The following is a 10,926-nucleotide window of genomic DNA, read 5'->3' on the forward strand; positions in this document are numbered from 1 at the left end:
CGGTTGCCGGTGGGCGCGGTGCGTCAGCCCGTGCAGCGGCGGACTGGCCGCCGGGTGGCGGCAGGTCGGTGCGGGCAGCGGGTGGCCCACACGGGCTGCAGGCTGGCCACGCCGAGCAACGCGCCACTTCAGGCAACGCACCAGTCCAAGCAACGCGCCACTCCGCACAGCAAGCCCGCCGCGGGCAGGAGCCAACTGGCAAATGTTGACAACGTCACGGATCGTGCCCAGCGGTAACCCGGGCGGGCCGCTCGGCGATACCAGGGGTATCTGGAAGATCGCGGGAGGGGTTTCGCAGTGGGTTTGGGCCAGTCCAAGACTCCGGTCACCGACCGTCCGGTCTGGCTTGTCCTGACGGCGGTGTTCGCGGTGACCGCGGCGGTGCAGGTCTACCTGGCGCTCGCCATGTCCGTGTGGTTGTCCGGCGTTCTGGCCCTCGTGCTCGCCTTCGCCGCGGCGGGATCGCTCGCCGCCGCGGCGAAGGCGGTGCCCATCACACGTCGAAGTCGACCGTGAGCGCGTCGGACACCGGCAGCGACTGGCAGGTCAGCACGAACCCGTCGGCGACCTCGCCCTCCTCGAGCGCGAAGTTGCGGCGCATGTCCACGGCACCGGCGGTCACCTTCGCCCGGCACGTGCCGCACACCCCGCCCTTGCACGCGAACGGCAGGTCCGGCCGCACGCGCTGAGCACTGTCCAGCACCGGCACGTCCCGCGGCACGGCGACCGTCGTGGCGCGGCCGTCGAGGATGATCGTCGCCTGGGTGACGACCCCGTCGAGCGGCTTCTCCTCGTGCCGCACCGGCTCCGGCGGCACGTCGTCCACATAGAACAGTTCCTGGTGGATCCGCGACGACGGCACTCCGGCGGCACGCAACCGTTCTTGCGCCACCGTGACCATCCCGAACGGCCCGCACAGCCACCAGTGCCCGACCGCCGACACGTCCGGGAACAACGCCAGCAACGCCGACAGCTTCTCACCGTCGAGCCGCCCGGTGAACAGCTCCGCCTCGCGCGGCTCCCGGGACAGCACGTGCACCAGCTCCAGCCGGTCCGGGTAGCGGTCCTTCAGGTCGGCCAGCTCGTCGGCGAACATCACGGTGTCCGTGCGGCGGTTGCCGTACAGCACGGTGACCGTCGCGGCCGGGTCGCGCAGCACCGTCGCGGCGATCGACAGCACCGGCGTGATGCCCGAGCCGGCCGCGATCAGCACGTGGTGCTCCGGCACCGACAGGTCGGGCGTGAAGTTCCCGGTCGGCGTGCCGACCTCGATCTCGTCGCCCGGCCGCACCTGGTGCACCAGCCACGTCGAGAACAGCCCGTGCGGCACCTCGCGCACCCCGATGCGCGGCTTGCTGCCCTCGGGCGAGCAGATCGAGTACGACCGGCGCTCCTCGCGCCCGTCGATCGTCCGCCGCAGCGTCAGCGACTGCCCAGCCCGGAACGCGTAGGCGTCCGCCAGCTCCTCCGGCACGTCGAAGGTGACCGCGACGGCGTCGTCGCACAGGGGCGTCACCTCGGCCACGGTCAGCGTGTGGAAGTCGCCCCGCAGCCTCGATTTGGTGCTCGCGGTCACCTCAGATCTCCTTGACGTGCTCGAAGGGTTCGTCGCAGGACCGGCAGCGCAGCAACGACTTGCAGGCGGTGGCCCCGAACTCCGACACCAGCTCGGTGTCCGCCGACCCGCACCGCGGGCAGGACACCCGGCGCGCCGGCGGGCTCAGCGTCAGCGGGATCGGCCCGGACGGCCGCCGCGGCGCGCTGCCCGGCGGCGCGATACCCGCCTCGGCCAGCGCCCGGCGGCCCCGCTCGCTGATCCAGTCGGTGCTCCAGGCCGGCTGCAGCACCGTGCGGACCTCGACGCGCGAGTACCCGGCGCCTTGCAGCGCGTGCACCAGGTCGTCGCGCATGGTGTCCATCGCCGGGCACCCGGTGTAGGTGGGCGTGATCGACACCGTCACCGCACCGTCCTGTTCGGACACTTCGCGCAGCACGCCGAGGTCGGCCAGCGTCAGCATGGGCAGCTCGGGGTCGCGGACGGTCTCCGCGACGGCGCGGGCGCTCACCATGTCGCCTCCGGATGGGCGCGGGCGACGCTCTGCAGCTCGGCCAGCAGGTAGCCCATCGCCTCGGTGTGCCGGCCACCCCGGCCGGTCTGCCCGTTGACCCCGGCCTTGCCCGCGCTCTCCGGGCGAGCCAGGGAACCGGCGGCGAACACCTGCGCCAGCACGTCGTCGAACTCCGCGCGCACCGAGGCCGGGTCGACCGCGACACCCGCCGCGGCCAGCCGCGACTCGGTCTCGTGGGGCACGAACAGCTCGTCCACGAACGGCCAGATCCCGTCCAGCCCGGCCTGCATCCGCTCGTGCGAGAACGCGGTGCCGTCGCCGAGCCGCACGGCCCACTGGGCGGCGTAGTCGCGGTGGTAGGTCAGCTCCTTGACGCCCTTGTCGGCGATCGCGGCGAGCACCGGGTCCACCGACGACCGCAGCCGCTGGAACAACGCCAGCCGCCAGGTCGAGAACACCAGCAGCACCGCGATGAGCTGCCCGAAGTCGCCGCGCTCCAGCTCGGCGAGCCGGACGTTGCGGAACTCGTGCTCGTCGCGGAAGAACGCGTAGTCGTCCTCGCCGCGGTCTGAACCATCGGCCTTGCCCGCGCGGGCCAGCAACAGCCGCGCCTGGCCGAGCAGGTCGAGGCCGATGTTGGCGATCGCGACCTCGTCCTCCAGCTCGGGCGCGCGGGTGCACCACTGCTGCAGCCGGTGCGAGAACACCAGCGCGTCGTCGCCCAGCATCAGGCAGTACCGCGCCAGGTCCGCACCGTCCACACCGGACGGCACCGAGGTGTCGACCCCGGCGAGCGGGTCCTCGAACCCGGTGCCGAACGCCCACCGCGAGTCGTCGTGAGCGTCGATCAAAGCCTCGTAGGCGTTGTCAAAGGACATCATCAGCTCACATGTGGGGAACGTTGTCGGGGATGTCGTAGAACGTCGGGTGCCGGTACACCTTGTCGCCCGACGGCGCGAAGAACGGGTCCTTCTCGTCCGGCGAGGACGCGGTGATGTCGGCGGCCTTGACCACCCAGATGCTGACGCCCTCGTTGCGCCGCGTGTACAGGTCACGCGCGTTGTGCAGGGCCATCTGGTCGTCGGCCGCGCGCAGCGACCCGACGTGCACGTGGTTGAGGCCTCGCTTGCCGCGCACGAACACCTCGTACAGCGGCCACTCGCTCTTGCTCACTTCGCCTCCGCCATCTTGCGCGCGTGCGCGGCCGCGGCCTCGCGGACCCACGCGCCGTCTTCGTGCGCCTGCCGCCGCCGCGCCAGCCGCTCGGTGTTGCACGGGCCGTTGCCCGCGACGACCTGCTTCATCTCGTCCCAGTCGACCTGGCCGAAGTCGTAGTGCCCGCGCTCGGGGTTCCACTTGAGGTCCGGGTCCGGCAGGGTCACGCCGAGCGCCTCGGCCTGCGGCACGGTCATGTCGACGAACCGCTGGCGCAGCTCGTCGTTGGTGTGCCGCTTGATCTTCCACGCCATCGACTGCGCGGTGTTGGCCGATTCGGCGTCCGGCGGGCCGAACATCATCAGCGACGGCCACCAGAACCGGTTCACCGCGTCCTGCACCATGTCGCGCTGCGCCTGCGTGCCCTTCATCATCGTCATCAGCAGCTCGTAGCCCTGCCGCTGGTGGAACGACTCCTCCTTGCAGATCCGGATCATCGCCCTGGCGTACGGCCCGTAGGAGGACCGGCACAGCGGCACCTGGTTGCAGATCGCGGCGCCGTCGACGAGCCAGCCGATCGCGCCCACGTCGGCGAACGTCAGCGTCGGGTAGTTGAAGATCGACGAGTACTTCTGCCTGCCGCTGATCAGCTTCTCGGTCAGGTCCGCGCGGTCGGCGCCCAGCGTCTCCGCCGCCGAGTACAGGTACAGCCCGTGCCCGGCCTCGTCCTGCACCTTCGCCAGCAGGATCGCCTTGCGCCGCAACGACGGGGCGCGGGTGATCCAGTTGCCCTCCGGCTGCATGCCAATGATCTCGGAGTGCGCGTGCTGCGCGATCTGCCGGATCATCGTCTTGCGGTAGCCCTCCGGCACCCAGTCCCGCGGCTCGATCCGCTGGTCCTTTTCGATGGTGTGCTCGAAGTGCCGTTCGAGGTCCTTCTCGTCAAGGATGGCAGTCATCGGTTCTCCTTGGCCACCAGGGTGAGCACGTCGTACTTGGCGACGGACTCGCCCGCGGAGTTGGTCACGTCGGCGTCCCAGCGCACCTCGCCGTAGTCGGCGTTCTCGCGCGGGGTGATCTGCTTGGCGGTCAGCGTCACGGTCAGCTCGTCGCCGGGCTTGACCGGGGTCAGGAACCGCAGGTTCTCCAGGCCGTAGTTGGCCAGCACCGGCCCCGGCTCGGGCGAGACGAACAGGCCGGCGGCGAACGACACGACCAGGTAGCCGTGCGCCACGATGCCGCCGAACAGCGGGTTCGCGGCCGCCGCTTCGGGGTCGGTGTGGGCGTAGAACGTGTCGCCGGTGAACTCGGCGAAGTGGTCCACGTCCTCCTGGGTCACGGTGCGTGGCCCAGCCACCACGCTGTCGCCGATCTTCAGCTCTGCCAACGACTTGCGGAACGGGTGCACGTCCTCGGTGTTGCGCGGCGCGCCCTCCACCCAGCGGCCGGTGACCGCGGACAGCACCTTCGGGCTGCCCTGCACGGCGGTGCGCTGCATGTGGTGCAGCACGCCGCGGATGCCGCCCATCTCTTCGCCGCCGCCGGCGCGGCCCGGGCCGCCGTGCACCAGGCCCGGCATCGGCGAACCGTGGCCGGTCGACTCCTTCGCGTCGTCGGCGTCGAGCACCAGCAGGCGGCCGTGCCACGGCGCCACGCCCAGCACGACCTCGCGGGCGAACTGCGCGTCGCCGGTCACGACCGACCCGGCGAGGCTGCCCTGGCCGCGGGCGGCGTAGCCGATGACCTGCTCGACCGAGGTGTAGGGCATCAGCGTGGAGACCGGGCCGAAGGCCTCGACCTCGTGCGGCTCGGCGCGGTCGGCGTCGCCCTTGAGCAGCACCGGCGAGATGAACGCGCCGCGCTCGGCGTCGGCGTCGACCACCTCGACCCGCTCCGGGTCGCCGAACACGACGCTGGAGGCGTCCTGCAGCGCCTTGAGCGAGCGGCGGACCTCCTCGCGCTGCTCCAGGCTGGCCAGCGCGCCCATGCGGACACCTTCGGCGGCCGGGTTGCCGATCTTGACCTTCGCCAGGCGCTCGGCGGCGGCCTCGGCCACGTCGTCGAGCAGCTCGGCAGGCACGAAGGCGCGGCGGATCGCTGTGCACTTCTGGCCCGCCTTGACGGTCATCTCGGTGACCAGCTGCTTGACGTAGAGGTCGAACTCGGCCGTACCGGGCTTGGCGTCCGGGCCGAGGATCGAGCAGTTCAGCGAGTCGGCCTCGGCGTTGAAGCGAACGGCCTGGCGCACGATCACCGGGTGGGTGCGCAGCTTCTGCGCGGTCGACGCCGACCCGGTGAACGACACCAGGTCCTGCTCGGTGAGGTGGTCCAGCAGGTCGCCGGCGCTGCCGGAGATCAGCTGCAGCGTGCCCTCGGGGATCAGGCCGGATTCGATGATCAGCTCGACGACCCGCTCGGTCAGGTACGCGGTCTGGCTGGCCGGCTTCACCAGGCTCGGCACGCCCGCGAGGAACGCCGGGGCGAACTTCTCCAGCGGGCCCCACACCGGGAAGTTGAAGGCGTTGATCTGCACCGCGACACCCCGCAGCGGGGTGGCGATGTGCTGGCCGAGGAACGTGCCGCCCTTGCTCAGCGGCTCCACGTTGCCGTCGACGTAGACGGTGTCGTTGGGCAGCTCGCGCTTGCCCTTGCCGGAGTAGGCGAACAGCACGCCGATGCCGCCGTCGACGTCGAACTTGGAGTCGCCGAGTGTGGCGCCCGTCTTCGCGGACAGCTCGTACAGTTCGTCGCGGTGCTCGCGCAGGTGGGAGGCCACGGCCTTGAGCAGCGCGGCCCGCTGGTGGAAGGTCAGCTCGCGCAGGGCCGGTCCGCCGACGCGGCGGCCGTGGTCGAGCGCGGCGGCCATGTCGATGCCGGCGGAGGAGATCCGTGCGACTTCGGCGCCGGTGACCGCGTCGTGCAGGGGCGCCCCCTCGCCCTCCCCGGTCCGCCAGCCGCCGCTGACGTAGCTGCGCAGCATCCTCGTCGACTGCTGGGCCATCGTTCCTCGCTTCCCCGGATTAACCAACCGAACGTTCAGGAAGTCATGGTAGCGTCTCGGCATGGCTGACGAAAGCACCAGTGACGTTGTTTCCGTTTCCCGCGAAGGCGCAGTGGCCACGGTGACGATGCTCCGGCCCGCCCTCACCGGCGAACTGAAGACCGAGCTGCGGGACGCGCTCGAGCTCGTCGCCTCCGACGAGACGGTCCGCGCCGTCGTGCTCACCGGCGCCGGCCGGGCGTTCTGCGTGGGTCAGGACCTGGCCGAGCACGCCGACGCGCTGCGCGCCGACCCGGCCACCGCGTTCGCCACCATCGACGAGCACTACAACCCCATCGTCACCACGCTGGCGACCATGCCGAAACCGGTGGTCGCGGCCGTCAACGGGACGTGCGTCGGCGCCGGGCTCGGGTTCGCGCTCGCCTGCGACCTGCGGGTCACCGCGGACGCCGCGAAGTTCGGCACCGCGTTCACCGGCATCGGCCTGACCTGCGACTCCGGCCTGTCCGCCAGCCTCGCACGGGCCGTCGGCGCGGCCAGGGCGAGCGAACTCGTCCTGCTCGGCGAGACCTTCACCGCCGCGCAGGCCGCGGAGTGGGGCATCGCGGGGCGCGTCGTGCCCGCCGACGAGGTGGCCGCCACCGCCGCCGACCTGGCCGCCCGCCTGGCCGCGGGCCCCACGCGCGCCTACGCGGAGGCCAAGCGCGCGCTCGCCGCGTCCTGGGGCGCGCCGTTGCCGGAAGTTCTGCGGCTGGAAGGCGAAGCGCAGGCGCGACTGGGGCTCACCGACGACCACCGCGGCGCCGTCGAGGCCTTCCTGAGCAAGTCGAAGCCGGTGTTCCAGGGGTCTTGACAGTGCCGAGGCCGGACGCACATTATTAACCGTCCATTCGGTCAGTAACGACGGAAGGCAGTGCCGCCGTGTCCCAAGCCGCGCAGGCGATGTTCGCCGACGACGTCGCGTCGAAGTCGCTCGGCATCGAACTCGTCGAAGCCGACGCCGGCCGGGCGGTCGCCCGCATGACGGTCACCGAGCAGATGGTGAACGGGCACGCGATCGCCCACGGCGGCTACATCTTCCTGCTGGCCGACACGACGTTCGCCTGCGCGTGCAACAGCCACGGCCCGGTGACGGTCGCGGCGGGCGCCGAGATCTCGTTCGTCGCCAGCGCCCGCCTCGGCGACCGCCTGGTCGCCACGGCCGAGGAACGCACGCGTTACGGGCGCAACGGCATCTACGACGTCACGGTGCACCGGGAGACCGGCGCCGGGCGCGAAGTGATCGCCGAATTCCGCGGCCGCAGCCGCACGATCGGGAAGAACTGAGGAGCCGGCCCCCATGACGACCATGCACAGCGACGTGCCTCACGCGAAGCGCCTCGGCACCGCGCCGGCGCCGGACGACCTGACCGCCGCCGAGCGGATGAGCGTCGACGAGCTGCGCGCCACCCAGCTGGAACGTCTGCAGTGGACACTGCGGCACGCCTACGAGAACGTGCCGTTCTACCGCCGCAAGTTCGACGAGGCCGGGGTGCACCCGGACGACTGCCGCGAGTTGTCGGACCTGGCGAAGTTCCCCTGCACCACCAAGCACGACCTGCGGGACAACTACCCGTTCGGCATGTTCGCCGTGCCCCAGGAGCAGGTGCGCCGCATCCACGCCTCCAGCGGCACCACCGGCAAGCCGACCGTGGTCGGCTACACCGAGGCCGACATCGACACCTGGGCGACGGTGATGGCCCGCTCGATCTACGCGGCGGGCGGGCGGCCGGGGCACAAGGTGCACGTGGCCTACGGCTACGGCCTGTTCACCGGCGGGCTCGGCGCGCACTACGGCGTGGAGAAGCTGGGCTGCACCGCGATCCCCGCGTCCGGCGGCATGACCGCGCGGCAGGTGCAGATCATCACCGACTTCCAGCCCGAGGTCATCATGGTGACCCCGTCGTACATGCTGACGCTGCTGGACGAGTTCGAGCGCCAGGGCCTGGACCCGGCGAAGTCCTCGCTGCGGGTGGGCATCTTCGGCGCCGAACCCTGGACCGAGCAGATGCGCCGCGAGATCGAGCAGCGGATGGACCTGCACGCCGTGGACATCTACGGCCTGTCCGAGGTGATGGGGCCGGGTGTGGCGCAGGAGTGCGTGGAAACCAAGGACGGCCTGCACATCTGGGAGGACCACTTCTACCCCGAGGTGGTCGACCCGGTCGAGGGGAACGTGCTGCCCGAGGGCGAGACGGGTGAGCTGCTGTTCACCTCGCTCACCAAGCAGGCCATGCCGGTCATCCGGTACCGCACGCGGGACCTGACCGCGCTGCGCCCCGGCACCGCGCGACCGGCGTTCCGGCGCATGGACAAGGTCACCGGCCGCAGCGACGACATGATCATCCTGCGTGGCGTCAACGTGTTCCCGACGCAGATCGAGGAGATCGTGCTGGCGACCGAGGGCCTGGCGCCGCACTTCCAGCTGAAGCTGACCAAAAAGGACCGGATGGACCACCTCACGGTGCTGGTGGAGGCCCGGCACGACACCGCGGCCGAGCGCCGGGTGTCGGCGGCGTCGGAGATCGCGGCGCGGGTCAAGGACGGCGTGGGGATCAGCGTCGGCGTGGAGGTGCTCGACCCGGACACGCTGGAACGGTCGATGGGCAAACTGCGCCGTGTGATCGACCAGCGCCCGCCGGCCTGAGACCTCTTGGGATACTGGGGTCATGACGACCGCACCTCCGGCCCGGCCCGCCCGGCGTGGCAGGCCGGGCTACGACCTGGAGTCCCTGCTCGCGGTCGCGGTCAAGCTGTTCAACGAGCGCGGCTACGACGGCACCAGCATGGAGGACCTGTCGCGCAAGCTGGGCATCACGAAGTCCGCCATCTACCACCACGTGCCGAGCAAGCAGGAGTTGTTGCGGCTGGCGGTGAACCGGGCGCTGGACGGGCTGTTCGAGATCGTGGCCGAGCTGGATTCGGTCGACGGGCGCGCGGTCGACCGGCTGGAGTACCTGGTGCGCGGCAGTGTCCGGGTGCTGGTGGACCGGCTGCCGTTCGTGACGCTGCTGCTGCGGGTGCGCGGCAACACCAAGGTGGAGCGGGACGCGCTGGCCCGTCGTCGTGAGTTCGACCACATCGTGTCCGAACTGGTCACCAAGGCCGTCGACGAGGGCGACCTGCGGCCGGACATCGACCCGCCGACCGCGGCGCGCCTGTTGTTCGGCATGGTCAACTCGCTGATCGAGTGGTACCGGCCGCGCGGCGGGCAGAGCGGCGACGAGCTGGCGGAGACGGTGGCGGCGGTGGCCTTCGACGGGCTGCGGGTGCGGTCCGCTTAGGACTCGTTTGCCGGGTTTCCCGGGTGAACGGTCTCACACCGGGAATGCACTGGCCGTGCGTGGTGTCCGCACTGTCATGCCGGAAATCCGCAACCTGCGGCTGATCATGGTGGTGCTCGCGTTCTCCTGCGGCGCCACGGTCGCGAACCTGTACTACGCGCAGCCGCTGCTGGCCGAGATCGCGACGGCGTTCGGCGTGAGCCAGGGCAGCGCGGCGCTCGTCGTGACGTTGACGCAGCTGGGTTACGCGGCCGGGCTCGCGTTGCTGCTGCCGCTGGGGGACCTGGTGGAGAACCGGGCGCTGGCGTCGCGCACGCTGGTGTTCACCGCGCTCGCGCTGGTGGTCGCGGCCGTGGCGCCGGTGTTCGGGGTGTTCCTGGCCGCGTCGGTGCTGATCGGCGTGACGTCGGTGGTGGCGCAGATCCTCATCCCGTTCGCCGCGCACCTCGCGCCGGAGGAGCAGCGCGGCCGGTTCGTCGGCACGGTGATGACCGGTCTGCTGCTGGGGATCCTGCTGGCGCGGACGTTGTCCAGCCTGGTCGCCGGGGCGTTCGGGTGGCGCACGATCTACTTCGTGTCGGCGGTGCTGATGCTGGTGGTGGCGGTCGCGGCGCGCCGGATGCTCCCCCACCGCCGCCCCTCGCACGACGAGGGCTATGCCCGGTTGATGCGGTCGATCCTCACGCTGGCCCGGGAGGAACCCGCGTTGCGGCGCCGGGCGGTGTGCCAGGCGTTGATGTTCGGGGCGTTTTCCGCGTTCTGGACGTCGGTGGCGTTCGAACTGGTCGGGCGGCACGGGCTCACGCAGACCGAGGTGGGGGTGTTCGCGCTGGTGGGCGCGGCCGGCGCGGCGGCGGCCCCGTTGGCAGGGCGCTTGGGCGACCGTGGGCACGGCGGAATCGGCAGTGGAATCGCGCTGGCCCTGGCCGCGGTGGCGATGGTCGTGGCGTGGCTGGGCGCGGGATCGGTCGTGGTGCTGGCGCTGGCCGGGGTGGTGCTCGACCTCGCGGTGCAGGGCCACCAGGTGCTTTCGCAGCGGGAGATCTACGGCCTGCGGGCGGAGGCGCGGGCCCGCATCAACACGGTGTTCATGACGACGATCTTCGTCGGAGGCGCGGTGGCGTCGGCAGTGGCGGGGAGTCTGTACGACGCGTTCGGCTGGGCTGGGCCGAGCTTGTTCGGCGCGGTGCTGCCGTTGGTCGGGTTGGGGGTTTGGGCGGTGTCGACGGCGCGCCAAGCGACACAAGCGAAGCTGGGTGGTCATCCCGTCGCCTGACACTGGCGGGGAGTCCGCCCTTTGGGCGGTGCGCCTTGCGGGCGCCAGAAAGGTCACCTTCCGACCACCCCCGCCCCCTCTCCCTGAGTGTGTTTCAGTCGC

General features: G+C 71.2%; 12 protein-coding genes. 6 read left to right on the plus strand and 6 right to left on the minus strand.

The window, feature by feature from the left end:
• Nucleotides 1-297: 297 nt before the first annotated feature.
• Nucleotides 298-516 (plus strand): hypothetical protein, encoded by a 219-nt coding sequence (locus tag L2C96_RS41960; protein ID WP_237340042.1) that lies wholly within the window; start codon nucleotides 298-300, stop codon nucleotides 514-516.
• Here the strand turns inward: L2C96_RS41960 and paaE are convergent.
• From paaE to paaZ, 6 genes are read right to left on the minus strand one after another with little or no spacing between them, the layout of a single operon-like run.
• Complete coding sequence (gene paaE, locus L2C96_RS41965) at nucleotides 494-1,576, minus strand: 1,2-phenylacetyl-CoA epoxidase subunit PaaE (RefSeq protein WP_237340043.1); 1,083 nt, start codon at nucleotides 1,574-1,576, stop codon at nucleotides 494-496. The genes L2C96_RS41960 and paaE overlap by 23 nt on opposite strands.
• A gap of 1 nt (nucleotide 1,577) precedes the next feature.
• The gene (gene paaD / locus L2C96_RS41970) at nucleotides 1,578-2,069 is read right to left on the minus strand and encodes a 1,2-phenylacetyl-CoA epoxidase subunit PaaD (RefSeq protein WP_237340044.1); all 492 of its coding nucleotides are present in this window, start codon (nucleotides 2,067-2,069) and stop codon (nucleotides 1,578-1,580) included.
• On the minus strand, nucleotides 2,063-2,947 hold the full coding sequence (gene paaC / locus L2C96_RS41975; RefSeq protein WP_237340047.1) for a 1,2-phenylacetyl-CoA epoxidase subunit PaaC: 885 nt from the start codon (nucleotides 2,945-2,947) through the stop codon (nucleotides 2,063-2,065). The genes paaD and paaC overlap by 7 nt, the downstream gene beginning before the upstream one ends.
• Before the next feature lie 7 nt (nucleotides 2,948-2,954).
• On the minus strand, nucleotides 2,955-3,242 hold the full coding sequence (paaB, locus tag L2C96_RS41980) for a 1,2-phenylacetyl-CoA epoxidase subunit PaaB (protein WP_017984160.1): 288 nt from the start codon (nucleotides 3,240-3,242) through the stop codon (nucleotides 2,955-2,957).
• Nucleotides 3,239-4,183 (minus strand): 1,2-phenylacetyl-CoA epoxidase subunit PaaA, encoded by a 945-nt coding sequence (paaA, locus tag L2C96_RS41985; protein ID WP_020422848.1) that lies wholly within the window; start codon nucleotides 4,181-4,183, stop codon nucleotides 3,239-3,241. The genes paaB and paaA overlap by 4 nt, the downstream gene beginning before the upstream one ends.
• Nucleotides 4,180-6,204 (minus strand): phenylacetic acid degradation bifunctional protein PaaZ, encoded by a 2,025-nt coding sequence (gene paaZ / locus L2C96_RS41990; protein WP_237340048.1) that lies wholly within the window; start codon nucleotides 6,202-6,204, stop codon nucleotides 4,180-4,182. Before paaZ ends, paaA begins: the two co-directional genes overlap by 4 nt.
• A gap of 82 nt (nucleotides 6,205-6,286) precedes the next feature.
• Between paaZ and L2C96_RS41995 the strand changes: the two genes are divergently transcribed.
• The 5 genes from L2C96_RS41995 (at nucleotide 6,287) to L2C96_RS42015 (ending at nucleotide 10,824) form a co-directional block, all read left to right on the plus strand.
• A complete protein-coding gene (locus L2C96_RS41995; RefSeq protein ID WP_237340045.1) occupies nucleotides 6,287-7,078 on the plus strand; it encodes an enoyl-CoA hydratase/isomerase family protein in 792 nt (263 codons plus the stop codon).
• Nucleotides 7,079-7,167: 89 nt separating this feature from the next.
• Nucleotides 7,168-7,551 carry a hydroxyphenylacetyl-CoA thioesterase PaaI gene (gene paaI, locus L2C96_RS42000; protein WP_020422851.1) on the plus strand — a complete coding sequence of 128 codons (384 nt, stop codon included), beginning with the start codon at nucleotides 7,168-7,170 and terminating at the stop codon, nucleotides 7,549-7,551.
• 13 nt (nucleotides 7,552-7,564) lie between these two features.
• Nucleotides 7,565-8,911 carry a phenylacetate--CoA ligase PaaK gene (gene paaK / locus L2C96_RS42005; RefSeq protein WP_020422852.1) on the plus strand — a complete coding sequence of 449 codons (1,347 nt, stop codon included), beginning with the start codon at nucleotides 7,565-7,567 and terminating at the stop codon, nucleotides 8,909-8,911.
• A gap of 22 nt (nucleotides 8,912-8,933) precedes the next feature.
• Nucleotides 8,934-9,548: a TetR/AcrR family transcriptional regulator gene (locus L2C96_RS42010; RefSeq protein WP_020422853.1), complete on the plus strand. Its 615-nt coding sequence runs from the start codon at nucleotides 8,934-8,936 to the stop codon at nucleotides 9,546-9,548.
• Nucleotides 9,549-9,624: 76 nt separating this feature from the next.
• Nucleotides 9,625-10,824, plus strand: coding sequence for an MFS transporter (locus L2C96_RS42015; RefSeq protein ID WP_237340046.1), 1,200 nt, complete (start codon nucleotides 9,625-9,627; stop codon nucleotides 10,822-10,824).
• The last annotated feature ends 102 nt before the right edge of the window (nucleotides 10,825-10,926 follow it).

Origin of the sequence: Amycolatopsis tucumanensis, assembly GCF_021654135.1 — a bacterium.
GTDB classification, from domain to species: Bacteria; Actinomycetota; Actinomycetes; order Mycobacteriales; family Pseudonocardiaceae; genus Amycolatopsis_E; species Amycolatopsis_E tucumanensis.